The sequence below is a fragment of the Streptomyces sp. NPDC015220 genome (genome assembly GCF_043079345.1).
In the GTDB taxonomy this organism is placed as follows: Bacteria; Actinomycetota; Actinomycetes; order Streptomycetales; family Streptomycetaceae; genus Streptomyces.
Genome location: NZ_JBIBUK010000008.1, coordinates 173,245 through 199,215, shown reverse-complemented (window position 1 = coordinate 199,215; position 25,971 = coordinate 173,245). Strand labels below are relative to the sequence as shown.

General features: G+C 74.6%; 22 protein-coding genes. 5 read left to right on the top strand and 17 right to left on the bottom strand.

The genetic code is table 11. The features are described from left to right. Positions 1–51 precede the first annotated feature (51 nt). Positions 52–708: a LuxR C-terminal-related transcriptional regulator gene (locus ACF061_RS19060; protein ID WP_392268047.1), complete on the bottom strand. Its 657-nt coding sequence runs from the start codon at positions 706–708 to the stop codon at positions 52–54. Between the two features lie 805 nt (positions 709–1,513). Continuing rightward, positions 1,514–2,188, bottom strand: a complete 675-nt coding sequence (locus ACF061_RS19055) for a DUF3000 domain-containing protein (protein WP_392268046.1) — start codon at positions 2,186–2,188, stop codon at positions 1,514–1,516. Between the two features lie 125 nt (positions 2,189–2,313). Between ACF061_RS19055 and hemE the strand changes: the two genes are divergently transcribed. Further along, positions 2,314–3,384, top strand: a complete 1,071-nt coding sequence (gene hemE / locus ACF061_RS19050; protein WP_392268045.1) for a uroporphyrinogen decarboxylase — start codon at positions 2,314–2,316, stop codon at positions 3,382–3,384. A gap of 96 nt (positions 3,385–3,480) precedes the next feature. Here the strand turns inward: hemE and ACF061_RS19045 are convergent, their stop codons facing one another. The 4 genes from ACF061_RS19045 to ACF061_RS19030 form a co-directional block, all read right to left on the bottom strand. Continuing rightward, positions 3,481–5,811, bottom strand: coding sequence for a glycosyl hydrolase family 18 protein (locus ACF061_RS19045; RefSeq protein ID WP_392268044.1), 2,331 nt, complete (start codon positions 5,809–5,811; stop codon positions 3,481–3,483). Between the two features lie 595 nt (positions 5,812–6,406). Continuing rightward, positions 6,407–7,225, bottom strand: coding sequence for a rhomboid family intramembrane serine protease (locus tag ACF061_RS19040; protein WP_392268043.1), 819 nt, complete (start codon positions 7,223–7,225; stop codon positions 6,407–6,409). A gap of 237 nt (positions 7,226–7,462) precedes the next feature. Continuing rightward, positions 7,463–8,848 carry an FAD-dependent oxidoreductase gene (locus ACF061_RS19035; protein ID WP_392268042.1) on the bottom strand — a complete coding sequence of 462 codons (1,386 nt, stop codon included), beginning with the start codon at positions 8,846–8,848 and terminating at the stop codon, positions 7,463–7,465. A gap of 49 nt (positions 8,849–8,897) precedes the next feature. Beyond that, complete coding sequence (locus ACF061_RS19030; RefSeq protein ID WP_392268041.1) at positions 8,898–9,938, bottom strand: DUF4349 domain-containing protein; 1,041 nt, start codon at positions 9,936–9,938, stop codon at positions 8,898–8,900. 174 nt (positions 9,939–10,112) lie between these two features. Between ACF061_RS19030 and hemG the strand changes: the two genes are divergently transcribed. Together hemG and hemQ are read left to right on the top strand one after the other, a co-directional pair. Continuing rightward, positions 10,113–11,573 carry a protoporphyrinogen oxidase gene (gene hemG, locus ACF061_RS19025; RefSeq protein ID WP_392268040.1) on the top strand — a complete coding sequence of 487 codons (1,461 nt, stop codon included), beginning with the start codon at positions 10,113–10,115 and terminating at the stop codon, positions 11,571–11,573. Between the two features lie 4 nt (positions 11,574–11,577). Then, positions 11,578–12,309 carry a hydrogen peroxide-dependent heme synthase gene (hemQ, locus tag ACF061_RS19020; RefSeq protein ID WP_392268039.1) on the top strand — a complete coding sequence of 244 codons (732 nt, stop codon included), beginning with the start codon at positions 11,578–11,580 and terminating at the stop codon, positions 12,307–12,309. 76 nt (positions 12,310–12,385) lie between these two features. Here hemQ and ACF061_RS19015 read toward each other — a convergent pair whose 3' ends face one another. The 11 genes from ACF061_RS19015 to zapE all read right to left on the bottom strand — a co-directional run bounded on the left by ACF061_RS19015 (position 12,386) and on the right by zapE (position 24,381). Further along, positions 12,386–14,053, bottom strand: a complete 1,668-nt coding sequence (locus ACF061_RS19015; protein ID WP_392268038.1) for an alpha/beta hydrolase — start codon at positions 14,051–14,053, stop codon at positions 12,386–12,388. A gap of 200 nt (positions 14,054–14,253) precedes the next feature. Continuing rightward, positions 14,254–15,030 carry a TIGR04222 domain-containing membrane protein gene (locus tag ACF061_RS19010; protein ID WP_392268037.1) on the bottom strand — a complete coding sequence of 259 codons (777 nt, stop codon included), beginning with the start codon at positions 15,028–15,030 and terminating at the stop codon, positions 14,254–14,256. Between the two features lie 479 nt (positions 15,031–15,509). After that, on the bottom strand, positions 15,510–16,892 hold the full coding sequence (locus tag ACF061_RS19005) for a DUF692 domain-containing protein (protein WP_392268036.1): 1,383 nt from the start codon (positions 16,890–16,892) through the stop codon (positions 15,510–15,512). Between the two features lie 145 nt (positions 16,893–17,037). After that, positions 17,038–17,781: an aminoacyl-tRNA hydrolase gene (locus ACF061_RS19000; protein ID WP_392268035.1), complete on the bottom strand. Its 744-nt coding sequence runs from the start codon at positions 17,779–17,781 to the stop codon at positions 17,038–17,040. 76 nt (positions 17,782–17,857) lie between these two features. Then, entirely contained in the window at positions 17,858–18,073 is a 216-nt protein-coding gene (locus tag ACF061_RS18995) for a hypothetical protein (protein ID WP_392268034.1), read from the bottom strand. Positions 18,074–18,110: 37 nt separating this feature from the next. Continuing rightward, positions 18,111–18,980 carry a polysaccharide deacetylase family protein gene (locus ACF061_RS18990; protein ID WP_392268129.1) on the bottom strand — a complete coding sequence of 290 codons (870 nt, stop codon included), beginning with the start codon at positions 18,978–18,980 and terminating at the stop codon, positions 18,111–18,113. Positions 18,981–19,186: 206 nt separating this feature from the next. Next, the gene (locus tag ACF061_RS18985; RefSeq protein WP_392268033.1) at positions 19,187–20,107 is read right to left on the bottom strand and encodes a slipin family protein; all 921 of its coding nucleotides are present in this window, start codon (positions 20,105–20,107) and stop codon (positions 19,187–19,189) included. Positions 20,108–20,439: 332 nt separating this feature from the next. After that, entirely contained in the window at positions 20,440–21,912 is a 1,473-nt protein-coding gene (locus ACF061_RS18980; protein WP_392268032.1) for a SulP family inorganic anion transporter, read from the bottom strand. Positions 21,913–21,920: 8 nt separating this feature from the next. Beyond that, entirely contained in the window at positions 21,921–22,499 is a 579-nt protein-coding gene (locus tag ACF061_RS18975) for a carbonic anhydrase (RefSeq protein WP_392268031.1), read from the bottom strand. Positions 22,500–22,576: 77 nt separating this feature from the next. Further along, the gene (locus ACF061_RS18970; protein WP_392268030.1) at positions 22,577–22,978 is read right to left on the bottom strand and encodes a hypothetical protein; all 402 of its coding nucleotides are present in this window, start codon (positions 22,976–22,978) and stop codon (positions 22,577–22,579) included. Positions 22,979–23,274: 296 nt separating this feature from the next. Beyond that, a complete protein-coding gene (gene zapE / locus ACF061_RS18965) occupies positions 23,275–24,381 on the bottom strand; it encodes a cell division protein ZapE (protein WP_392268029.1) in 1,107 nt (368 codons plus the stop codon). A gap of 37 nt (positions 24,382–24,418) precedes the next feature. On the opposite strand from zapE, the gene ACF061_RS18960 reads away from it, so the two are divergent. Together ACF061_RS18960 and ACF061_RS18955 are read left to right on the top strand one after the other, a co-directional pair. Continuing rightward, entirely contained in the window at positions 24,419–25,246 is an 828-nt protein-coding gene (locus ACF061_RS18960) for a pyrimidine reductase family protein (protein WP_392268028.1), read from the top strand. A gap of 240 nt (positions 25,247–25,486) precedes the next feature. After that, on the top strand, positions 25,487–25,960 hold the full coding sequence (locus tag ACF061_RS18955; protein ID WP_392268027.1) for an indole-3-glycerol phosphate synthase: 474 nt from the start codon (positions 25,487–25,489) through the stop codon (positions 25,958–25,960). Positions 25,961–25,971 lie beyond the last annotated feature (11 nt).

The following is a 25,971-nucleotide window of genomic DNA, read 5'->3' as shown; positions in this document are numbered from 1 at the left end:
GGGGTCTGGGCGGTGTCGGTACGGCGAGGGGCGAATGGACCGGCGGGGCGATCAGTGGATGATGCCGGTCCGCAGGGCGACGGCGACCATCCCGGCGCGGTCGCCGGTGCCGAGCTTGCGGGCGATGCGGGCGAGGTGGCTCTTGACGGTCAGCGCGGACAGGCCCATCGAGACGCCGATGGCCTTGTTCGACTGGCCTTCGGCCACCAGCCGCAGCACCTCGACCTCACGGCCGGACAGCTCGCGGTAGCCGCCCGGGTGGCTCGGGGCACCCGGGGGGCGGCGGTGCATCCGGGCGGCGCCGATGGGGGCGGCGCCCGGCCGGGTGGGGAGTCCGACGTTGGTGCGGGTGCCGGTGACGACGTAGCCCTTCACACCGCCCGCGAGGGCGTTGCGGACGGCGCCGATGTCGTCGGCGGCGGACAGGGCCAGGCCGTTGGGCCAGCCGGCGGCACGGGTCTCGGACAGCAGGGTGAGTCCGGAACCGTCGGGCAGGTGGACGTCGGCGACGCAGATGTCGCGCGGGTTGCCGATGCGGGGACGGGCCTCCGCGACGGACGACGCCTCGATGACGTCACGGACTCCGAGCGCCCAGAGATGACGGGTGACGGTGGATCGGACGCGCGGGTCCGCCACGACGACCATGGCGGTCGGCTTGTTCGGGCGGTAGGCGACCAGGCTTGCGGGCTGCTCGAGGAGAACGGACACCAGGCCTCCTGGGGAGTGGGGGGACGGGGCCGGCTTGTGGGGGCGAAGCCGGGACGAACCGTACTTGCAAGGTCACAGTCGTTTTCGGCATCAAACCTGTTGTCCTTTAGAGAATGATCACGATCTGGTGAGTAACAATGCGAGCAATTCGGACACACTGTCGATCATCCGAAGGTCGAATCGGTTCGCTCAGGGCCGTTCGGGGTCACTACATGTCCGAAAGTGGCCGTATCGACAAAGAGACGGCAAGGAGTCGGTAAGCCGCCCCACGGCCGCGCGGCGGAGGTGCGGCGCAGGGGGCGGTGGGACGCGACGTGCTGGGCGGCCGGGCGACGACAGGTGACCGGGGCGGGGGCGCGACCGGGCCGGGGCGCGACCGGGCCGGGAGGGGGAAGCGGCGGTCGGGGACGGCGGTCGTCCAGGGGCAGCGGCGGTCCCGGGGAAGCGGCGGCCGGTCCGGCCGTGGGCCGTTGTCGGCCGCGCCCGGCGGAAGGCGGCCGCCGGACCCGGGCGGTCGGCGAGCGGCAGGCGGCCCGGGCGGGAACGTCCCGTCCGGGCCGACGGGGGAGCGGCGGGGGAAGAGCCGGCGGGGAGCCGCAGGAAAGGGAGGGAGGCGGGGAGGCGGGGGCAGTCGCCGGGCGAGGCGGGGGCAGCCGCGGGCGGCGGGACGCGGGGATGGCGGCGGAGGGGCGGGCGCGGGGGTGGCGGGCGCGGGAACGGCGGACGGAGAGGCGGGCGTGGTGGAGGCGGCGGAGAGACGGGCGCGGGAGGTGGCGGGGGCGCCGGGGAGGGGCCGGGCGTCCGCTCAGCGTGACTGCGGGCCGCGCCGCTGCGGCAGCGTCACCACCGACGCGTCGCCCGGCCCGGCCGGCGGCAGACCCGCCACCTGGGCCAGCAGATCGCACCAGGAGGCCAGGTGGGCGCCGGTGTCCGGGGCCCCGCCCAAACCCTCGCGCGGTGTCCAGGAGGCACGGATCTCGATCTGCGAGGCGGCCGGGCGTGCCGCCAGGCCGCCGAAGTAGTGCGAACTCGCGCGGGTGACGGTGCCGCTCGGCTCGCCGTACGTCAGCCCGCGCGCCTGCAGCGCCCCGGTCAGCCAGGACCAGCACACCTCCGGCAGCAGCGGGTCGGCGGCCATCTCCGGCTCCAGTTCCGCGCGCACCAGGGTCACCAGGCGGAACGTCCCCCGCCAGGCGTCGTGCCCGGCCGGGTCGTGCAGCAGCACCAGACGGCCGTCGGCGAGGTCCTGGTCGCCGTCGACGACCGTGGCCTCCAGCGCGTAGGCGAACGGCGCGAGGCGCTTGGGCGGCGGCACCTGCTCGATCTCCACCTGCGGTCGCAGCCGCGCGGCCTTCAGTGCCTCGACGGCGGCCCGGAAGGGCAACGGCGCCTGGTCCGCCCTGCTCGCATGCCCGTCCTCCTCCTTCGCCTCGTCCATTCCGCCAGCGCCGTCCGACAGTCGTCCCTGAGCCGCAGCCATGCCGGGAAGATTAAGGGGAACGGGGCCTTCGTGCAGGGCAAGACACCCCGCCGCGGCCCGCGCCGCCGTCCGGGGGCCGCACACCGCGGCCGTCGTGCTCCCGGGGGCGTGCGAGACTTGCCACCGTGAGTGCCAACGAGACGCCCGCCAGCCACCAGCCGCCGACAGCCACCTACGACTCCGCCTTCCTGAAGGCGTGCAGGCGTGAACCGGTGCCGCACACCCCCGTGTGGTTCATGCGGCAGGCCGGGCGCTCGCTGCCGGAGTACCGCAAGGTGCGCGAGGGCGTCGGGATGCTCGAGTCCTGCATGCGGCCCGAGCTGGTCACCGAGATCACCCTCCAGCCGGTCCGCCGGCACGGTGTGGACGCGGCGATCTACTTCAGCGACATCGTCGTGCCGCTGAAGGCCATCGGCATCGACCTCGACATCAAGCCCGGCGTCGGACCGGTCGTCGCGCAGCCCGTCCGCTCCCGCGAGGATCTGGCCCGCCTGCGCGACCTCACCCCGGAGGACGTCTCCTACGTCACCGAGGCGATCGGCCTGCTGACCCGGGAGCTCGGCCCGACCCCGCTCATCGGCTTCGCCGGCGCGCCCTTCACCCTCGCGAGCTACCTCGTGGAGGGCGGCCCGTCCCGCACGTACGAGAACGCCAAGGCGATGATGTACGGCGACCCCGGGCTGTGGGCCGACCTGCTGGACCGCCTCGCGGACATCACGGCCGCCTTCCTCGAGGTGCAGATCGAGGCGGGCGCCAGCGCCGTGCAGCTCTTCGACTCCTGGGCCGGCGCCCTCGCTCCCGTCGACTACCGCCGCTCGGTGCTGCCGGCCTCCGCGAAGGTCTTCGAGACCGTCGCCGGATACGGCGTGCCGCGCATCCACTTCGGTGTCGGCACCGGCGAGCTGCTCGGTCTGATGGGTGAGGCGGGCGCGGACGTCGTCGGCGTCGACTGGCGGGTCCCGCTGGACGAGGCCGCGCGCCGCGTCGGCCCCGGCAAGGCGCTCCAGGGCAACCTCGACCCGACCGTGCTGTTCGCCTCCCGGGAGGCCGTCGAGGCCAAGACCCGCGAGGTCCTGGAGGCGGCCGCGGGCCTGGAGGGCCACGTCTTCAACCTCGGGCACGGCGTCATGCCGGCCACCGACCCGGACGCGCTCACCCGGCTCGTCGAGCACGTGCACACGCAGACCGCTCGCTGACCCGGCCGTCGGTGCGAGACCCGGGCGGGCGGTCCGCCGTCCGCCCGCCCGGGATCCGTTCGCGACTCCGGCACCAGGAGTGCCGGAGCCGCCGCGCTACTTCAGTCCGTCGTTCAGCGCGGTCATCAGCGTGCCGCTCGGTGTGTCGCCGGACATCTCCCAGACGAAGCCGCCCAGCAGGCCCTTCGACTTGATCCAGGCGGTCTTCTTCCCGATCGACCAGGCGTCGTCGAAGGTCCACCACTGGCCGCCCGCGCCGGTGTAGCCGTACGTCGAGACGGACTGCTCGTCGTGGCGGACGGTCATCGTCGGGAAGCTGGTGATCAGGTTGTTGTAGCCGCGGACCCCCGCCTCGGTGTCGAACTGGCCGGGTGCCGCCCCGTTCGCGTCCTGCCACTCGCCGTTGACGCCGCCGTCGGTGACGCCCTGCCAGCCGCGCCCGTAGAACGGGAAGCCCACCGTCAGCTTGCGCGGGTTGACCCCGGCGTCGAGGTAGACCTGGATCGCGTTCTCGATGCTGAAGTGGAACGGATACGGGTCCTGCGCGTCGGCGTACAGGTTGGAGCCGTCACCGGTGCGCTTGGGCTCCCAGGAGTTGTCGCTGCCCGCGCCGTGGAAGTCGTACCCCTGCACGTTGGCGTAGTCGAGGGAGTCGAAGATCCGGCTCAGGTCCCAGCCGGCGGCGATCTTCGCCGGGTCGGCCGGGGTGAACGCGGTGAGCAGCCGGTGCTCGCCGCCGAGCGCGTCGAGCTGCTTGCGGAACTCGGCGAGCAGGGCGGTCAGGTTGGCCTTGTCCTGGCTGCCGTAGTGGTTGCCCGGGTGCCCTTCGGAGCCCGGCCACTCCCAGTCGATGTCGATGCCGTCGAAGATGCCGGCCCCCGTGCCCGGCCCGCCCGCGCCGTTGTAGACGGGCAGGTCGCCCTTGATCCACACGTCGATGCAGGACTTGACGAACTTCTCCCGGGAGGCCTGCGTGGCGGCGGCGTCCGAGAAGAACTTCGAGTACGTCCAGCCGCCGAGCGACACCACGACCTTCAGCTTGGGGTACTTGGCCTTGAGCTTCTTCAACTGGTTGAAGTTGCCGCGGAGCTTGCCCCAGCCGTCGTCGGCGACCCCGTCCACCGACTGGGCGGCCGACATGGGGCGCGCGTAGTCGGCGTCGGCGTCGCCCGCGCCGGTGCCCTCGTCGGGGTCCTGCGGGTTGCTGGAGACGCCCTTGGTCACCCCCGCCTGGCAGGTGAGGTTGTTCGGATCGAGGTTCTCGAAGGCGTAGTTGATCACGTCGAGCTTGGCCGCCGCGCCCGAGGTGTCGAGATTCTTCAGGAAGTACTGGCGCCCGTAGATGCCCCACTGCGCGAAGTAGCCCACCTTGAGCTGCTTGCCCGCCCCGGCGACGTCGTCCGTGGTGACGCTCACCGCGTTCGAGGCGGCCGACGGGTTGTCGGCGGTGTCCCGGGCCTTGACGGTGAAGGTGTAGGCGGTGGCGGGGGAGAGCCCGTCGACGGTGGCCGTCGTGGTGTCCGCGCCGACCGACTTCACCAGGGTCGGGCCGCGGTAGACGTCATAGGCCGCCACGCCCACGTTGTCGGTGGACTTGTCCCAGGCCAGCGCGACGCTGGAGGAGGTCTTGCCGGTGGAACGGAGGTTGCCGGGGGCGGTCGGCGGGGTGGGGTCGGTGGACGGGTCGACCGTCTTGACGGTCAGCGGGTCGCCGGCCGGTCCGGTGTTGCCGCGGGTGTCCTTGGCCCGCACCGTGAAGGTGTAACTCGTGGCCGGGGTCAGGCCGGTGACGGTGGCCGAGGTGCCGCTGGTGGTGGCCACGGTGTTCGAGCCGCTGAGCACCTCGTAGGAGGCCACGGGGTGGTCACCGCCCTGCGCGGCGGTCCAGCTCAGCGCGACCGAGTGCGCGGTGACCGCGGTGGCCTTCGGCGCGCCGGGCGCGGTCGGCGGCACGTCGGGCGTGCCGTCGCACTTGTCGCCGTTGACGGTGCAGCCCGTCGGGGCGCCGATCGGGCCGTTGGCGATGAACCAGTAGCTGTACGGTTCGGTGCTGCCGCCGGCCGGGACGTTGGCGTTGTAGAAGGCGTTCTTGACGGTCACGTGCCGCCCGGAGACGGTGGCGTCGCCGTTGTAGTGGCCGGTCACGGTGACGCCGGCCGGCAGGTCGAACTCCAGGCTCCAGCCGCTGACGGCGGCCGTGCCGCTGTTGCGGACGACGAAGGTGCCCTTCCACCAGGAACCGTTGTCCTGGGTGGTGAAGGCCGCCGTCAGTGTCCCGGCCGCGTGGGCCGGCGCGGCGAGCGTGGTGAGCAGCGCCAGCGGCAGGAGCAGCGCGGTGCCCAGGGCGGCGATCCGCCGCTGGAGCCGGCCGCGGCCGGGGACGCCGGGTGTTCTCGTTGCGAGCGATGGTCTGCGCCGGTGGAACATGGCTCTCCCTGTGGTCGTGGGGTGGTACAGGGCTGAGGTGAACCGTGCGTGCGCGTGCGTCCGAGCGCCCACAACGTAGAAGGTCTGGACCAATGCGTCAACGGGGCCGGGGAGTCACGGTCCCGCGGCGGCCATGGGCCCGCGGCGGCCTCGGGCGTGCGGTGGCCTCGGTTGGGGTGGCCTCGCGGGCGGGCGCGGGGGGCCTGCGGTGGTCGTGGGCGTGCGGCGGCGGTGCGTGCGGTGGCCTCGGGCGGGGGTGGGGGCCGTGCGGTAGTTGCGGGGGTGCGGCGGCGGGGCGTGCGGTGGCCTCGGGCGGGCGTGGGGGCCGTGCGGTAGTTGTGGGGGTGCGGCGGCGGTGCGTGCGGTGGCCGTGGGCGTGCGGCGGACCGGGGCGCGTGGAGGGCGCGGGACAACCCCTGCGGGCGTGTCTGGCCGGATCAGATCGCGACGTGCCGCCGGACACCGGTCCGGGGGCGACCCGTCCGGCACTGAGTCCGAACCGCTCCCCGCGGCGGATCCACGAGAGCGGGGGCACGGGTTCCCGCCGGGTTCGGCGGAAACGCGCCGCCGGGCCCCGGAACCACGGCTCCCACGGTCACCAGCCCGTGCGGGCGCGCCTGCCGAAGAGCAGGCCGCGCGGTTCCGGGGGCTGCGGGGTGCCGGGACGCAGCGGCAGGGCGATCAGCATGCCCGCGACGAAGCCGACGACGTGGGCCGTGTACGCCACCGTGCCGGCCCGGGAGACGGCGTCGCCGGCCGAGTAGAACGCCTGGAGCACGAACCAGAAGCCCAGCACGATCCAGGCCGGCAGCCGCAGCGGCAGGAAGATCAGGAACGGGACGAGGACCCACACGCGGGCCCTGGGGTACAGCACCAGGTAGGCGCCGAGGACTCCGGCGATCGCGCCCGACGCGCCGATCAGCGGCTGGGCGGAGTCCGCGTTCAGGAGCGCGAAGCCGTACCCGGCCGCGTACCCGCAGACCACGTAGAACAGGACGAAGCGGATGTGGCCCATCCGGTCCTCGATGTTGTTGCCGAAGATGAGCAGAAACAGCATGTTGCCCAGCAGGTGCAGCCAGCTGCCGTGCAGGAACATCGCCGTGAGGACGGACAGCGCGGGTGACTTGTCGTACGTCGGCGGCCCCAGGACACAGCCCGGTCCGTGCACGCCCACCCCGGTGGCGCCCGTCGGCACCAGAGAGGGCAGCAGGCCGTGGACGAGCTCCCGGGGGACCAGGGCGTAGTGCTCCGTGAACGCCTGCATGTCGCACAGCTGGGCCAGCGTGCTGTCGCCCGTCAGGGAACCGGCCATGCCGGGCGTCAGCAGGAACACCACGAAGTTCGCGGCGATCAGGGCGTACGTCACCCAGGGGGTGCGCCGCGTCGGGTTCAGATCATGGACGGGGATGACCACACGGAAGTACTGCCCGCGATGCGCCCGGCGAATCGGTGGACGCGGCCGGTGGACGCGCCCGCCTCGCCGGTCCCGCCGCCCAGGGCCACGGGGCCGGCGAGGACCACCGGGGAAGCGGGAACGGCGGGATCGGTCGGGGGAGCGGGGGCGGCGGGAACGGCCGGGGGAGCGGGGGCGGCGGGAACGGCCGGTCCGGTGGGGCGGGTCAGCGGGAACGGCCGGTCCGTCGGGGTGGGCTCAGCCCCGGGCGCCGCGGACCTTCGACGCCGCCTTCCTGGCCGCCACCAGCACGGGATCCCACACCGGTGAGAACGGCGGCGCGTAGCCCAGGTCCAGGGCCGTCATCTGCTCCACCGTCAGCCCGGCGGTGAGCGCGACCGCCGCGATGTCCACCCGTTTCGCCGCGCCCTCCCGGCCCACGATCTGGACGCCCAGCAGGCGGCCGGTGCGGCGTTCGGCGAGCATCTTGACGGTCATGGGGGAGGCCCCCGGGTAGTAACCCGCGCGGCTCGTCGACTCGATGGTGACCGTTTCGAATTGCAGACCGACCCGTTGGGCGTCCTTCTCCCGCAGGCCGGTGCGCGCGATCTCCAGGTCGCACACCTTGCTCACCGCGGTCCCCACCACGCCCGGGAAGGTGGCGTAACCGCCGCCGGCGTTGGTGCCGATGACCTGGCCGTGCTTGTTGGCGTGGGTGCCCAGGGGGATGTAGCGGTACTGCCCGGAGACCAGGTCGAGGACCTCCACGCAGTCGCCGCCGGCCCAGATGTTCCCGTGGCCGCGCACCCGCATCGCGCGGTCGGTGAGCAGGCCACCGTGCGCGCCCAGCGGGAGCCCGGCCGCCCGCGCGAGCGCCGTCTCGGGGCTCACGCCGATGCCCAGCACGACCACGTCCGCCGGGTACTCGGCGTCCTCGGTGGCCACCGCCCGGACCCGGCCGTCCTCCCCGGTGAGGACCTTGGTCACCTCCGCGTCGCCGACCATGGTGACGCCCAGGCCCTCCATCGCCTCGCGCACCAGCCGGCCCATGTCCGGGTCGAGCGTGGACATCGGCTCCGTGCCGCGGTTGACGACCGTCACCTCGAAACCGTGCCGGATCAGGGCCTCGGCCATCTCCACGCCGATGTAACCCGCGCCGACCACCACCGCCCGGCGGCCGTCCGCGCGGGCCAGGCTCTCCATCAGCGACTCGCCGTCGTCCAGGGTCTGCACCCCGTGCACGCCGGGCGCGTCCGCGCCGGGCATGTCCGGGCGGATCGGACGGGCACCGGTCGCGATCACCAGCTTGTCGTACGACGTCCAGGACTCGGCCCCGGAATCGACGTTCCGCGCCCTGACCCGGCCCGCCGCCACGTCGATCTCCGTGACCTCGGTCCGCATCCGCAGATCGATGCCCCGCGAGCGGTGCTCCTCGGGGGTGCGGGCGATCAACCGGTCCCGGTCGTCGACGTCGCCGCCCACCCAGTAGGGGATCCCACACGCCGAGAAGGAACTGAAGTGCCCCCGCTCGAACGCCACGATCTCCAGCTCGTCGGTCGTGCGCAGCCGCCGAGCCTGGGACGCCGCGGACATTCCCGCGGCGTCGCCGCCGACCACGACCAGTCGTTCCCTTGTGTCCGTCATGCGAACACGCTACGGCCGCGCGGAACCTCAGTCCCGCCCGCCCCACTCGTCACCCGATGCGGCGGCCGGCCCCCCGTCCGCCCGGGTCTCCGCCCGGCTGTCCGGCCGCCGGCTCCGCCGGCCCAGTGCCCGCCGCTCCGTCCGGCCGCGCGGGCATCCGCTCCGCCGGCCCGGTGCCCGCGGGCCCGTCCGGCGCGGGGCGGCGCGGCAGCCGGGACCGTACGGCCCGCCACACCACGACGACCAGCGCGGCGGCGACCGCGAACGGCAGCACCGCGCCCAGGGCCAGGGCGAGCCAGCGGACCACCGTGACGAACACGTGCCAGCCGCCCGTCAGCGCGTCCCCGAAGCCGGGCCCGTCGTCCGTGTCGGCGGCCTTGTGCGTGGCGGCCCCGGACAGCGACAGCGTGATGGTGGCCAGGCCGGTGCGGTCCTTCAGGGACGCCTGCTGGGCGAGCAGCGCCTCCAGGTCGGCCTCGCGGCGGCTGAGCTCGCCCTCCAGGGTGACCACGTCGCCGATCCGCTCGGCCTTGTCCATCAGGGCGCGCACCCGGGCGACGCTGGCGCGCTGCGACTTGATCCGGCTGTCGACGTCGACGACCTGGTCGGTGACGTCCTGTGCCTTGGCCGTGCGCTCCACCAGCTTGCCCGCGCCCTGGAGTCCGGCGAGGACGCCGTCGTACTCCTGCGCCGGCACCCGCAGCACCACGTGGGTCTCCTCGTGACCGTCCTCGTCGCGGGAGGTGGTCTCGTCGCCGACGTAGCCGCCGGCGTTCTCGGCGGCCGTGCGGGCCGCGCCGAGGGCCTTCGCGACGTCCGCGACCTCGATGGTCAGCGAGGCGGTGCGGATGATGTGGCCGGTGTCGAGCTTCGGCGACGCGCCGGCCTTCGCACCGGCGGCCCGGCCGCCCCCACCGCCCGGCGCGCCGCCGCCGGAGCCGTCGTGCGCCTGGCTGCGGGCGGCGCCGGCCGCGGCCTTGTCCGAGGAACCGCCGCCGGATTCCGCGCTGCACCCGGTGAGCGCGAGGGCGGCGGCGAGCAGCAGCCCGGCCAGGGCGGAAGCGGACCGGACGGAACGTCGTGCACGCATGTGGGTGTACCCCCGAGGGTCGTGGTGACCACTGACGCTCCTTCGACGCCCGGACCCCGCGCGACGTTGGCCGGAAACGGTTCCGAAGAGGTCACGGTCGGGACTCGCCGAGGACACCGGGACGCGCGCCGGGGCCGGGTGGGAGCTCCGAGGGGGTCTGAGAGAGTGGGGGGCATGAGCACAACGGGTACGGACAGCACGGGGCACGTCGTCGTCGTCGGGGCCGGGATCGCGGGGCTGGCCGCCGCACACCGGCTGCTGGAGCGCGGGGCGCGGGTGACCGTGCTGGAGGCGTCGGACCGGGTCGGCGGCAAGCTGCTGCCCGGCGACATCGCGGGCGTGCGCGTCGACCTGGGTGCCGAGTCGATGCTGGCCCGCCGGCCCGAGGCCGTGGCCCTCGCCCGCGAGAACGGCCTCGCCGACGCGCTCCAGCCGCCCGCCACCGCCTCCGCCTCGATCTGGACCCGCGGCGCCCTGCGCCCCATGCCCAAGGGGCACGTGATGGGCGTGCCCGGCACCGCCGCCGCGCTCGCCGGGGTGCTCTCCGCGGAGGGCCTGGCCCGCATCGAGCGGGACGCCGACCTGCCCCGCACCGAGGTCGGCGACGACGTGGCGGTCGGCGAGTACGTCGCGGCGCGCCTGGGCCGCGAGGTCGTCGACCGACTGGTCGAGCCGCTCCTCGGCGGGGTCTACGCCGGCGACGCCTACCGCATCTCGATGCGCTCGGCCGTCCCCCAGCTCTTCGAGGCCGCACGGCACCACGACTCGCTGACCGAGGCGGTCCGCGGCATCCAGGCCAGGACGGCCGGCGCGCAGGCGGCCGGACCGGTCTTCATGGGGATCGAGGGCGGGGTCGGCCGGCTCCCGCTCGCGGTCGCGCGGTCGGTGCGGGCCCGCGGCGGCGAGATCCTGACCGGCGCCCCGGTGACCGAGCTGCGCCGCCGGACGCCGGGGGCGGGCTGGCGGGTCGTCGCCGGGGACCGGGTGCTGCACGCCGACGCGGTGGTCCTCGCCACGCCCGCGCCCGCCGCCGCCGGACTGCTGCACGCCGAGTCCCCGCGGGCCGCGGCGGAGCTGCGGGCCGTCGAGTACGCCTCCATGGCCCTGATCACCCTCGCCTACCGCCGGAGCGACGCGGAGCTGCCCGAGGGCAGCGGCTTCCTCGTGCCCCCCGTCGACGGACGGACCATCAAGGCGTCGACCTTCGCCTCCCGCAAGTGGGGCTGGATCGCCGACGAGGACCCGGACGTGGTGGTGGTGCGCACCTCCGTCGGGCGCCACGGCGAGACGGAGGTGCTCCGGCGCGAGGACGCCGAGCTCGTCGACGTCTCCCGGCACGACCTGCGCGAGGCCACCGGCCTGGACGCCGTGCCGCTCGAGACCCGGGTGACCCGCTGGACCGACGGCCTGCCCCAGTACCCCGTCGGCCACCACGCACGCGTGGCCCGCATCCGCGAGCACATCCGCGGGCTGCCGGGTCTCGCGGTGTGCGGCGCGGTGTACGACGGGGTGGGCATCCCGGCGTGCGTGGCGAGCGCGTACGCGGCGGTGGACCAGCTCGGCGGCGACCTGGCGGCTGTGCAGGAACTCACCGCCCACCCGGTGCAGAGCCTGCACGGCGGAGCGGGAGAATAGCCGCATGAGTGACGACGCCTCCACCACCGAGTCCGGCAGGATCCCGAACAAGGGCAAGCTGGCAAAGGACCTCAACGAGGTCATCCGCTACACGCTGTGGTCCGTCTTCAAGCTGAAGGACGTCCTGCCCGAGGACCGCACCGGTTACGCCGACGAGGTCCAGGAGCTGTTCGACCAGCTCGCGGCCAAGGACGTGACCATCCGCGGCACGTACGACCTCTCCGGCCTCCGCGCCGACGCCGACATCATGATCTGGTGGCACGCCGAGACCAGCGACCAGCTCCAGGAGGCGTACAACCTCTTCCGCCGCACCCGGCTCGGCCGCGCGCTGGAGCCGGTCTGGTCGAACATGGCGCTGCACCGGCCCGCCGAGTTCAACCGCTCGCACATCCCGGCGTTCCTCGCCGACGAGACGCCGCGCGACTACGTCAGCGTCTACCCCTTCGTGCGCTCCTACGACTGGTACCTGCTGCCGGACGAGGACCGCCGCCGGATGCTCGCCGACCACGGCAAGATGGCCCGCGGCTACCCGGACGTGCGCGCGAACACCGTCGCGTCCTTCTCGCTCGGCGACTACGAGTGGCTCCTCGCCTTCGAGGCCGACGAGCTGCACCGCATCGTCGACCTCATGCGCCACCTGCGCGGCTCCGAGGCCCGTATGCACGTGCGCGAGGAGGTGCCGTTCTTCACCGGACGGCGCAAGGACGTGGCGGACCTGGTCGCCGGCCTCGCCTGATCGCCCGGAGCCGCCGGGCCGGGCCCGCCGGTCCGGCCCGGCCCGGAGAGCGCCCGAGCGGTCCCGGACGGGCGGATCACCTCGTGCCCCGGGGTCGGCCCGCCTGCCGCTCCAGGGCGTCCCGCAGCTCCCGCCCGCGCGACTCCTGGAAGGTGGGGCGGTCCGGCCGCGGCTCCGGATGCGGGGCGCAGGCCGCGCGCCGCACCGGAAGGCGTCCGGCCAGCAGATAGGCGTCCACGTAGGCGTTGACGCACCGGTTCGGGCCGTACGCGATGCCGTGCGCGCCCGCGTCCCGCTCGGTCACCAGCACCGAACCGGCCAGCCGCCGGTTCAGTTCCAGGGCCCCCTCGTACGGGGTGGCCGCGTCCCGCTCGGCGGCCAGGACGAGGGTCGGGGGGAGCTCACCCGGCCCGGTCCGTACGTCCAGCGGCCGCTGCCGGGGCGCCGGCCAGTAGGCGCACGGCAGGTTCGTCCACGCGTTGCCCCAGGTCTCGAACGGCGCCACCCGAGCGAGCCGCGTGTTGTCCCGGTCCCACACCCGGAAGTCCGTCGGCCAGGGCGCGTCGTTGCACTCCACGGCCGTGTAGACCGCCGCGCCGTTCTCCGCCTCCACGGCTCCGTCCCGGTCCGGCGCGGCCAGCGCGACCAGCGGTTTCTCGTCGCCCTTGAGATACGCCGACAGCGCCTCCGCGCTGCCCGGCCAGGAGTCGTCGAAGTACCCCGCGCCGAGGAACGCGCCCTGCAACTGCCCGGGCCCCACCGTGCCGCCCGCCGGCTTCGCGGCCAGGCGCCGCCGCGCCTTGTCGTAGGAGGCCTGCACGGCGTTCGCGGTGCGGCCTAGCCCGTACGCGTCTTCGTGCCGGGCCACCCAGTCCTTGAAGTCCGTCCAGCGGCCCTCGAACGCGGCCGACTGGGCGAGGTTGTCGTGGTACCAGACACGGGCCGGGTCGGGGTTCACCGCCGAGTCGAAGACCATCCGGCGCACGTGCGAGGGGAATAGCGTCGCGTACAGCGCGCCGAAGTAGGTGCCGTAGGAGGCGCCCATGAACGTCAGCCGCCGCTCGCCCAGCGCCGCGCGCAGCACGTCCAGGTCGCGGGCGTTGTCGAGGGACGTGTAGTGGCCGAGCGCCCCTCCCGCGCGCGCGGCGCAGCCCTTGGCGTACGCCTTGGCCGCCGCGACGCGCCGCGCCTTGTACGCCTGCGAGGGACGCGTCGGCGCGGGGGTCGGCGCCTTGACGAAGTCCCTGGGGTTCACGCAGGACAGCGGCGCGGAACGGCCGACCCCGCGGGGGGCGTAGCCGACCAGGTCGTAGGCGGCGGCGATCCGCTTCCACTCGGGCAGCAGGCCGATCAGCGGGAAGGACGTGCCGTCGGCGCCGGGCCCGCCCGGGTTGAAGACCAGGGCGCCCTGGCGGGGCACCGCGCGCCACTTGTCGCGGGGGTCCTTGCCGGTGGCCCGGACCCGGCTGACGGTGAGCCGGATCTTCCTGCCTTCGGGGCGGGCGTAGTCGAGCGGCACGGACACCGTCCCGCACCGTACGGCGGCGGGCAGGCCGCGGGCGCCCGGGCACGCGCCGAAGTCGATGCCGGCCGCCCGGGCGTGGGCCGCGGCCACGGCGGTGCCGCGCAGTTCCGCCGCCCCGCCGGGCACCCGCGCCTCCCGGGGGGCGCCGCCGGCCGGGACGGCGGCGAGGGCGGTCAGGACCAAGGACCCGGCGGCCGCGTAGACGGTGGCTGCTCTCATCGCGTATCCCTTCGGCGCACGGCGGCCGCCGCACCGCGCGTTCGCTGTGCGGCGGCGTCAGAAGGGAGTCTTGTTCGCCCGCGGAGCAAGGCAAGCACCGGCCGGCCGGTGTCGGCGTCAATGCGCCCGATGCGCCCCGAACAGGAGCGCGCGCCGGTCTCCAGCGCTCCCGCGCCCTCCCGCGGGCGCGGTCGGTCCCGTCAGGGCTGGTCGCGGTGGGCGAAGGCCGCGCGCAGCTCCGGTTCGCCGATCGCGCGGACGCCGCGTACGGCGACGGAGGCCAGGTACGCGCTCTCGTCCCCGGCGCCGTTCACTCCCTGGGCCAGCGTGCCGAGCAGCCGCTGTCCGGCCGGGGACGCCCAGCGGGAGTACGGGTGGACCTCCACCCGGGCTATGGCCAGGCAGCTCAGGGTGAGCACGAGGGGCAGCGCGAACCAGAGGGCGACCAGGCCCCGGGGCATCTGGGTCGGGCCGGGCAGCAGCAGCGCGGTCGCGCCCAGGGCGAGGACGGCCAGCGCGGCGGCCCGCACCTGACGGACCCCGGCCGCGATGGTCGACCCCGATCCCTCGGGCACGGCCAGGCCCGCGCTGACCAGGCGGTCGGCGAGCCCGCGCACCGAGTCCGCGGCGGCCGTCGCGGCCCGCACCGGCGCGATCCGGGACTGTCCCCCGGGGCCGATCGCCCCTATGACGGACCGCTCCATCTCGTCCCGGCCGCGCGGGTCGACGACCGTCGCCCAGCCGGTGTGCGCGAGCAGCAGCCGGCGCTGGCGTGCCATGGAGACCAGGGTGACGTCGGCGACCCGTGCCGGACCGCCGGAGAGGAACGCCGCCTCGTACAGCGTCAGATCGTGTCCCTGGCCCGTGGTCGCGTCGTTCGTGTCCGCGGCCGCCGCGTGTACGGCGGCCAGGCACAGCCGTGTACACGCCACGCCGGCGACGGCCCAGGCCAGCAGCAGGAGAAGGACCCAGAACATGACGCGTTTCTATGCCAGCGGCCTGGGAAACTCCATGGCCTGTTCACATTCCGGACCAGCTGTGGCCGGTAGGTGACGTTCCGTTTGTTTCGCCGGGTCAGCGGGGCCACGCCCGGGGCCGCTGGGGCGGACGGAGCACGCGGGCGGCGGCCGGCCGGTGCGGCGACGGGCGAGGTCCGCCCCGTCGGGACGGTGATCCCGGTCCCGTCGAGGACGCCCCGGCCTCCGACGGGAGGCGCGGTCGCTGTGCCTCCCGTCGCGGCGCCGCGCGTCAGCGCGCTCCGGGGGAGCGAGAAGGGGTGGCACGGCACCGCGGCCGGTGCGCCGGCCGCCCGGGCCGGCGAAGAGCGCGTGTGCACCGGGCCGGGCCGAGGCGGACTCCGGGCCGGTGCCGCGACCGGCGACGTGCGCCCCGCCGGGACGCGCGGGGTCGGGACCGCGGCGTGCGGGGCCGGTCGGCGGCGCCGGTACGCCGGCCGTCAGCGCCGCAGCAGCACGCGCCGCGCCGCACGGGCCGCCCGGACGGCGGGCCGGTGGGACCTCGGCGCGGGCCCGGACCGCTCCAGCCACCACTCCCGCAGCCTCCGCCGGGCTCCCGCGTCCTCGGGCCGCCCGGCGCGCAACAGGGACTCCGCGAACTCCATCGCGTCCCGCCGGTAGCCGCCGCCCATCGGATGCGCCTGCGCGTGGGCGAGGAACGCGGCCCGGTACCCCGCCCCCAGGATCATCGGCAGTTCCGGCGCGACCTTGGCCACGACGTCCGCCCGCTTCGACGCCAGCGCCCGGGCCTGCACCTTCAGCCGCGCCCGGTCGAAGCCCTCCGGCGCGGGCGTGCCCGCCACCAGCGCCGACAGCAGCGCGGCCTGCGCGAGCGCCAGCCGCTGCCGCGCGGGCTCGCCGTCGCCGGACCTCAGCGGCGGCCGCCCGCCCGCCCCGGAGCCGCCGTCGTCACCGTCGCGGTCACCGTCACCGGTGTGCGCACCGGCCCGGGCACCGGTGTCGCCCGCGGTACCGGCGCCGACCCGCGCGGGGGCCGTGCGGCCCCGTTCCACCGCCTCGCCGATGGCCGTCAACTCACGCTCCAGTTCCACCGGTTCGGGGAAGTTCTCGTCCCGCTCCAGCAGCACTCCCGGCGGCGGGACGCTGGACGCGAGGTCGGTCAGGATGTCCAGGACCGGCCGCGGGACCGGGTGGGCGTGGCTGTCGTGCCAGACGCCGTCGCGTTCAAAACCGCCCGCCACATGGACGTACGCGATGGCCTCCAGGGGGAGTTCGGCCAGCGCCCTGGCCGGGTCCTCGCCCTGGTTGACGTGGTTGGTGTGGAGGTTGGCCACGTCGATCAGCAGCCGTACACCGGTGCGGTCGGCCAGTTCGTACAGGAACTGCCCCTCGGTCATCTCCTCGCCCGGCCACGAGATCAGCGCGGCGATGTTCTCCACGGCGAGCGGCACGGGCAGCGCGTCCTGTGCGATGCGGACGTTCTCGCACAGCACGTCGAGGGCTTCCCGGGTCCGCGGCACGGGCAGCAGGTGCCCCGCCTCCAGCCGCGGCGAGGCGGTCAGCGCGCCGCCCGCCCGTACGAACGCGATGTGCTCCGTCACCAGCGGCGAGCCGAGCGCCCGGGCCCGCTCGGCGAGCGCGGACAGCCGGCCCGCGTCCGGCCGTTCGGCGCCGCCGAGCCCGAGCGAGACACCGTGCGGCACGACGGTCACACCGCGCGCCCGCAGCCGCCGCAACGACTCGGGCGGATGGTCGGGGCACACGTTCTCGGACACGACCTCGACCCAGTCGACGCCCGGCATCCGCTCCACGACGTCCGCGATCTCCGGCCGCCAGCCGATCCCCGCTCCCAGCCGCTCCATGGTCCTCGTCCCCCCTCGTCCCCCGCTGCCGCCCGGCAGCGCGCATGACGCGCGTGACGGGGGTATGGCCCCCGCGCCGGCCCGCGAATCCCGCGGCCCGCGCCTTCAGAGCAACATTTGAGGTTCGCGCGCGGACGCCGGCCCGCTACCGGTCTCGGCCCTGACGCAGCGCCGGATGGTCGGCGACCACCGTGCACGAGCCCGGGGCGATCTCCGTGAAGCCGGCGTCGCGGACCACCGGGAGGCCGCTCGTGGTGAGGTCCTGCCAGAGCTCCGGGGCGGCGGTGCGGACGGCGAGGGGGAAACCGGCGTCGCGCCAGGCGGTGCGCTGCTCCCGGGGCAGCTCCCACCAGGCGAGCTGGGCGCCGTGGCCCGCCTGGGCCATCGCCTTTCCGGCGGACATGTCCAGTCCGGGGTTGAGCCAGAGCACCGGCCGGCCTGGCTCGTGGCCGGCGGGCGGCTCCGGGTCGTCGAGGTCGGTGCCGGAGACCTGGAGCCTGGCCAGGTCCTTGGGCCAGCCGTCCAGCGGGACGGGCGGGAAGACCCGCACCTCCGCCGCCTTCCCGGTCACCGTGATGCCGGGCAGCGCCTCGGCCCGCCGCCACTCCGCGCCGCGCGCCCGCCGCACCACCTTGCGGATCCGGGCGTCCTGCCAGTCCCGTACCGACCGCGCCCACTCGCCGTCGCCGAGGGACCGCTCGTCGGCGAGCAGCACCAGCACCGCGCGGGCCGCCGTCTGAAGCGCGTCGGTACGGGCCGGCGGAGCGGCGCGCTCGATGCGGACGACCAGCGGCAGCACGAACTGCCGTGCCTGGTCGCGCGGGTCCGGCCCGTGCCGGAAGGGGCTGTCCTCGGGGGCGGCGGTCGCGGTGGTCTCGTCGGTGCTCACACCCCCAGTCTGCCAGCCGGGTGATCGGCTCCCCCCGGCCCGCGGGCCGGGGGGAGCCGATCCGGACCGCTCCGGCTCACCCCGAGCAGGCCGTACGCTGCGCCTCCTGCCACTCGCAGACGGGACAGAGGGTGATCCCCTTGTACGACTCCGGGTACTCCGTCGGCTCCCGGCACAGCACGCACTCCGCGTAGGGCGGGCCGTCCGCCCTGGGGGGCCTGGCCGTGTCGATCAGGCAGTAGTCGCCGTCGTCCTCGCGGCCGCCCGCGCCGTCCTCGTCGTTCTGGCTCATGGCTCAAGCGTAGAGCGGCCGGGACCGCGGGGAACGGTCACGAACGTCCCATCGTCGCACCGATCAGGTCGGACACCTTGACGAAGCGGTAGCCCTGCTTGCGCAGCCGGGGCACGACCGTCCGCACGACCTGCTCGGTCGTGGGGGCGGCGCTGCGCGTGCAGTGCATGACCACCACCGAGCCGGGCCTCACCCCGTCCAGCACCTGCCGGGCCACGGCGTCCGCGTCCTTCGCGAACGCGTCGCCGCTCACCACGTCCCACTGCACCGCGGTGACGCCGAGGCCGCTGAGCGCCCGCCGCGCCTGGTCGTCGTAGCAGCCGCCGGGGAAGCGGAAGTACGGCATCGGGTGCTCCACGCCCGCCTTGCGGAACGCCGTGTACGCGCGCTCCACGTCCGAGCGCATGCGGTCCGCCGAGACCCTGGGCAGGCCGTAGCAGTCGCCGGTGAACGCGTAGTGGCTGTAGGAGTGGTTGGCGAGTTCGAAGAGCGGGTCCCGGCCGATGGAGCGGGCCTGCTCCGGGTACTCCTCGGCCCATCGGCCCGTCATGAACACGGTGGCCGGAACCTTGAGGGCGCGGAGCGTGGCGATGAGCGCCGGATTGTCGAAGTGCTCGCCCTTCGCCGCGCGCGGCCCCTGGTCGGCGGTCATGTCGGCGTCGAAGGTGAAGGCGACCGTCTTCCCCCTGGTCCGCGGGCCGTGGGCGAAGACGGGGGTCAGGCCGCCGGGCCCGGGGGTCAGGGTGGGCGGCTTCGAGGGGGCGGTGGCGGAGGGTCTGACGGTGACGGTCTTCGAGGGGGCCGGGTGACCGAGGCCGGGGGCCTGGGCGGTGCCGCAGGCGGTGAGGGTGGCGAGGGCGGCGCTCAGGGCGCAGGCAGCGGTGATTCGTCGTACAAATGGGATCACCATATGAAGCTAGGACGATCTCCAGCCATATGAACAGCGGCGCGGCCGTCCGATCACCCGGCCGGTGGGCACCCGCGGCCGGGCCCCGCCCGGGGCACGGGCGGGACGGCGAACCGGCCGTGCCGGACCCGGCACGAGCGGCGGACCCGGACGTGCCGCGGCGCCCGGCCGGGGCGCCTGTCCCGGCCGGCGGCGCACGCGGACCCCTACTGTCCGGCCTCCGCCTCGGGGTCGATCGAGGCGGCGTCGGCGGCGGCCCGGACCGGGGTGACGGAGGCGGCCTCGGAGGCGGTGGCGCGAGCGGGAGGGGCGAAGGGCTTGGTGCCGTTGGCGAGCGCTCCGGGCGGCTCCGGTGCGGCCTGCGCCGGGTGCTGGGCCTTCTCCAGGAAGCGCAGCAGTTCGACCGGGAAGGGCAGGACCAGCGTGGAGTTCTTCTCGGTGGCCACCGCCGTCACCGTCTGGAGCAGCCGCAGTTGCAGCGCGGCGGGCGTGTCCGCCATCTGCTGGGCGGCCTCGGCCAGCTTCCTCGACGCCTGGAGCTCGGCGTCCGCGTTGATGATCCGGGCCCGCCGCTCCCGGTCGGCCTCGGCCTGCCGGGCCATGGAGCGCTTCATGGTGTCCGGCAGGGAGACGTCCTTGATCTCCACACGGTCGATCTGCACGCCCCAGCCGATGGCGGGGCTGTCGATCATCAGCTCCAGTCCCTGGTTGAGCTTCTCCCGGTTGGAGAGCAGGTCGTCCAGATCGCTCTTGCCGATGATCGAGCGCAGGGACGTCTGCGCCATCTGGGAGACGGCGAACCGGTAGTCCTCGACCTGGATGACGGCGTTGGCCGCGTCGACGACCTTGAAGTAGACGACCGCGTCCACCCGCACGGTCACGTTGTCCCGGGTGATGCCCTCCTGGGCCGGGATCGGGAGCGTGACGATCTGCATGTTGACCTTGTACAGCCGGTCCACGAACGGCACGATCATCGTGAAGCCCGGCGACCGCACGCCACCGGCGAACCGTCCGAGCCGCAGCACCACACCGCGCTCGTACTGTTTGACGACCCGCGCCGCCCCGGCGAGGTACACCAGCCCGGCACAGCCGGCGGCAATCACGGCGGTCAGTACGTCCTCGAACATGATGACGACTCCTCGACCAGTCGCCCGTGCGCCCGGATGCGGCGCCTTCCTCAACGATAGGCCCGGTCCGTCGGACCGGTCGAGCCGTCAGCTCGGTCGAGCCGTCAGCCTGGTCAGGCCGTCGGCCCGGTCGCCCCTCGGACCGGGGAGCCGGGCCTCCGGGGTCGGGCCCCACGGCCGGGCCCCACGGCCGGGCCCCACGGCCGGGCCGCCGGACCGGACGCCCCGACCGGACGCCCCGACCGGACGTCCCGACCGGACGACCGGGCCGGACGCCCCCACCGGACGACCGCGGCCGGGTGGCCCGGCCGCGGCGGGGCCGGCGAGGGCGGTCACCGGGGCGGCGCCGTCACCCTCACCGGTTCGGTGCCGGCCGCGCTGTGCCGCTCGGCCCAGTTCTCCAGCGCCGTACGGCAGGCGTGGTCGAGGTGGTGCAGCCCGGACAGGTGCAGCTCCACGGGCCGGTCCCGGGGCAGTGCCTCCAGACCGTCCAGGATCCGGGGGAGCCGAAGGAAGGTCGCATTGCCCGACAGCGCCGCCCGCACCGGGCCGGCGCCCTCGTCGACGACCTCCAGCTTCATGTGCGAGGCCTCCCAGGCGGTCTTGACCACCGACAGCGCCAGGCCGATCAGCACCCCCTCGAACATGTTCACCACGACTATGGACACGGCGGTCGCCACCAGGATCACCGCCTCGCCCGGGTGCGTCCGCCACAGCGACGCCAGCTGACGGAAGGGGATCAGCTTCCAGCCCGCGTGCACGAGGACGCCCGCGAGCGCGGGCAGGGGTATGAGCGCCAGTGCCGAGGGCAGCAGCGCCGCGAACACCAGCAGCCACACGCCGTGCAGCACCCGCGAGGCCTTGGTGCGGGCACCGGCCTGGACGTTGGCGGAGCTGCGCACGATCACGGCCGTCATCGGCAGCGCGCCGAGCAGCCCGCACACCGTGTTGCCCGCGCCCTGGGCCATCAGCTCCTTGTCGTACCGGGTGCGCGGCCCGTGGTGCAGCCGGTCCACGGCCGCCGCGCTGAACAGGCTCTCCGCGGAGGCGATGAGGGTGAAGGCGACGATGGTGCCGTAGAACGCGGGGTTCGCGAGTTCGCCGAAGGCCTCGGCCCCGGGCGGCTGGACCGCGTCGAACAGACCCCGGACCTGCACCGTGGCCACCGGCAGGCCGAGCGCGAGGGTGACGAGCGTGGCCAGGAGCACCGCGGCGAGCGCGCCCGGCACGGCATGTGCCCGCCGGGGCAGCCGCCGCCACAGCACCAGCACGGCGACGGTGCCCGCGCCGACCGCGAGCGAGGCCGGGGCCTCGGTGCCGGCCAGGGCGTCGAGAAGCGCCCGCGGCAGCCCGGCGATCTTGCCGAGACCGGAGGCCGGGGCCTTCAGCCCCGCCGCCGCGTACAGCTGGCCCGCGATGATCACCAGACCGATGCCCGCCAGCATGCCCTCGACCACCGACACCGAGATGGCCCGGAACCAGTTGCCCAGCCGCAGCGCGCCCATGACGAGCTGGAGCAGTCCCGTGGCCAGCACGAGAACACCCAGCGCGGAGAGCCCGAACTCGCGGACGGCCTCGAACACGAGCACGGTCAGACCGGCGGCCGGGCCGGACACCTGAAGGCTGCTGCCCGGCAGCAGGCCGGTGACGACGCCGCCCACGATGCCGGTGACCAGGCCGAGCTCGGCCGGCACCCCGGAGGCGACCGCCACGCCGACGCACAGCGGCAGCGCGACCAGGAAGACGACGAGCGAGGCGGCGACGTCCTGCCGCAGGAAGGGGAACCTGGCCGTCACCGTCGTCACGGCGGCGCTCACAGGGCCGTGAAGGAGTCGGACCGCGGCCGGTGCGCCAGCACGGCGCCGGTGTGCACCTCGTAGTACCAGGCGTGCAGGTTCAGCCGGCCGTCCGCCAGCTTCCGCTCGACACACGGGTACGAGCGCAGCCGCAGCAACTGTGCCAGGACGTGGCTCTGCACGGCCTCGGCGACGCACGGGTCCTCGGCGGGCCCGGCCGGCCGGGGCGTCGCGCCGGTCAGCCAGTCGCGCACCGCGGGCACGGCGTCGAGGTCGTCGCCGCGGACCAGGGCGCCGACGGCGCCGCAGTGCGAGTGACCGCAGACCACGACGTCGCTCACGCCGAGCACCTGCACGGCGTACTCGATGGTGGCCGCCTCGCCGGTGGGGAGCGTGGAGGCGTACGGGGGCACGATGTTGCCCGCGGTGCGCAGCTCGAAGAGCTCGCCGGGGCGGGCGCCCGTGATCAGGGCCGGGACGACCCGGGAGTCGGAACAGGTGATGAACAGGACCTGCGGCCACTGCCCCGCGGCGAGTGCGGCGAACTCCTCGGGGCGCTGTCCGAACGTGCGGGCGTTGTCGATGAGGGGTTGCATGGGGACTCCTCCTGGCGCGCCGTGAGGGCGCGTCGGGCTTGCACGACTGAGGTGGGGGGTGAGGATCGCTCCGCCGCTCAGCAGCGGAAGACCTGGAGCGCGGCCGGGGTACGGCCGCTCGCGGGTCTCGGCGTGCGGGAGCACCCGGCGGCGGGCGCCGCCGCTTCGCGGGCCGCGGCGCAGCCGCGCCGGAGGATGGGGCGCTCGGGGGTCTCGGGGCCGGAGTCGGTGGCCCGGTGGCGGTCGCGGGTGCGCAGCGGTCCGGTGGGGTGGTGGCCGACGGGGCCGCAGTCCCGGAACGTGGCGCGCTCGTCGCGCGGCACGGTGCCGGCGGGCGCCGTTCCGGCCCGGTCCGCGGCCTGGACGCGACCGAACGTGTGTGCTGGTGCGAAGGATGTGACCGGCGCGAGGAAAAGCAGCGTCAGCAGAGTCGTGGCGAGGAGCGCGAGCGCGGTCCGAACAGTTTTACCTCGTAACATGCGCCTCCCTCCGCACGTCGGACACCTTTTGCAACGACCAAGAATTGGTCAATGAATGGTCAAGAGATACGGTAGCCGCGCGAAGGTGTTTGCAGGGTTAACACCACGTTACGCGGCGAAGAGCGCCCGAAAAGCGCGGTGGAATGGCGTGAACCGGCTCCTGGCCGGTGGCGGAGACGGCCTCGGCCGGGCGCCCGGCCGTCCGTGGCCGGTCCCGCGGTCCGCGGCGGACCCGCCCTCGGGGGCACGGCACGGAGTGCTCGGCCCCTCGTCGGCGTCCCGGGCCGGCCGGACCGTCAGCGGGCCTCGGTGAGCGCCTTGGCGTCGCGGGCGAGCGCGGTCAGCCGGGATATCGCGCGGAAGTACTTCTTGCGGTAGCCCCCGTTCAGCATCTCCTCGCTGAACAACTGGTCGAAGGGGACCCCGGAGGCCAGTACGGGCACCTCGCGGTCGTAGAGCCGGTCGGCGAGCACGACCAGCCGCAGCGCGGTCGACTGGTCGGGCACCGGCCGCACCCCGGTCAGACACACGGCCACGACGCCGTCGGTGAGCGCGCCGTAGCGGCTGGGGTGGACCCTGGCCAGGTGCTCGAGGAGCTGGGGGAAGCCGTCGAGCGAGGCGTTGGCGGTGGCGTGCGCCGTCCTGGTCACCTGCTCGTCGGTGAACGGCGCCGGCGCCTCGGGCAGCCCGCGGTGGCGGTAGTCCTCGCCGTCGATGCGCAGCGCGCGGAAGTGCGCGGACAGCCCCTGGATCTCGCGCAGGAAGTCGGCCGCCGCGAACCGGCCCTCGCCGAGCTTGCCCGGCAGCGTGTTGGAGGTGGCGGCCAGGGCGACGCCCGCGTCGACCAGCCGGCCCAGCAGGGTGGACACCAGCACGGTGTCGCCGGGGTCGTCCAGCTCGAACTCGTCGATGCACAGCAGCCGGTGGCCGGACAGGGTCTCGACCGTCTTCTGGAAGCCCAGGGCGCCGACCAGGTTGGTCAGCTCCACGAAGGTGCCGAACGCCTTGCGCGCCGGCTCGGCCGGGGTGGCGTGCCACAGGGAGGCCAGCAGATGGGTCTTGCCGACGCCGTAGCCGCCGTCGAGGTAGACCCCGCGGGGCCCGGCCGGCGTCCTGGGGGCCCTGCTCCTGCCGAAGCCGAAGAGACCGCGCCGGGCGGAACCGCCGGCGGGCGACCCGTCGAGTCCGGCGGCGAAGCCCTCCAGGACCCGCACGGCCTCGGTCTGGCTGGGCTGGTTCGGGTCCGGGATGTACGTCGCGAAGCGCACCGAGTCGAAGCGCGGCGGCGGCACCATCTCGGCGACCAGCCGGTCCGCCGGGACGTGCGGCTCGCGGGCGCACAGGGAGAGCGGGGCGGCTTCGGTCACGGGGTTGGTCCCGGCGGCGGCTGTGGAGGACGACACGGTTCCCCATGGTAAGCGGCGTGGAACACTGCACGGCATGCGACGCCTGTTCCCTGTGACCGACGAAACAGCAGCCCAGGACCTGAAGGAGGACCGCGGCGCCGGCGGCGCGGGCACGCCCGGCGCCCTCGTGGACCGGGAGTGGACCCTCGCCGAGCTGGCCGCCGCCTACGCCTACCCCGGACCCGGACCGGCGGGCCGCGAGCCCTGGCTGCGGGCCAACATGGTCTCGACGCTGGACGGGGCGGCGCAGCACGAGGGCCGTTCGCACCCCATCTCCAGCGCCGCCGACATGCGGATCTTCGGCACCCTGCGGGCGCTGGCCGACGTGGTGGTGGTCGGCGCGGAGACCGTGCGGCGGGAGGGCTACCGCCCGGCCCGCGCGCGGGCGGAGTTCGCGGCGCTGCGCAAGGCGGCCGGCCAGGGGCCCGCGCCGGCGATCGCGGTCGTCTCCGCCGGCCTGGAGCTGGACTTCTCCCTGCCGCTGTTCACCTCGCCCCTGGTGCCCACGCTGATCCTGACCGGCGCCGCGGCCGCCCCGGACCGGACGGCGGCGGCGGAACGGGCGGGCGCCCGTGTGGTGACCGCCGGGGACGGCATGGGCATCGACCCGCCGCGAGCGGTGCGGGCCCTGGCCGAACTGGGCCACACCCGTCTGCTCACCGAGGGCGGGCCGCGCCTGCTCGGTCAGATGGTGGCCTCGGGCGTCCTCGACGAGCTGTGTCTGACCGTGTCCCCCATGCTGACGGCGGGCGACGCCCAGCGCATCGCCGGCGGGCCCCCGGTCGCCGTCCCGCACCGCTTCGTCCTGTCCTCCCTGCTGGAGGAGGAGGGCTTCCTGTTCAGCAGCTACCGGCGGGTCTGACGCCTCCGCCGGGCAGGCGCCCACCGAGCGGGTGCGCCCGAGCCGGTGCGCCTTTGCGCGCCGACGGGGCCCCGGTGCCCGAAATTATCGGAAAAGGTCGTTCCGCTTACTTCGTGACGGCTACACCGATTCCCGCGATACCTGTGCGATCACGGGGCAGGATGGTTTCTGCGGGGGCTGGTTCCGGCCCACGGAGGCAGCGAGAGGGTGTAAGGACCCTCGGAGGAGAAAGGGCGCCCGGTGTTCACAAGCGTACTGATGATCGAGAAGGCCCTGACATCCGCCGACGTCGAGTTCGTCACCACCCTGCACGGGGAGGAGCCGGTCTCCTTCCATGTGCTGCTCCAGCCGCGCGGCGACCAGGCGGACCGGCTGCTGCGGGCCATCGACGACATCGCGCTCGGCGAGATCGACGAGGCGGCCCGCGAGGGCGGCACGCCCGAGGGCGAGGCCGCCAAGGGGGAGGGGGAGCAGGCCCTGGACGTGTCCTTGAGAGCGCTGCGCGCGGCGGGCGGCCGGGCCGAGGGGCGCCTGGTCGAAAACCATCCGCTGGACGCCCTGAAGGCGCTGGTCGGCGAGGTGGGCGCCGACGAGGTGATCGTGCTGACCGACCCGCACTACGTGGAGGAGTTCTTCCACCGGGACTGGGCCTCGCGGGCCCGCCACCAGGTCGGCGTACCCGTCCTGAAGCTGTTCTCCCACAGCAAGGCATAGGCTTGGGCGGC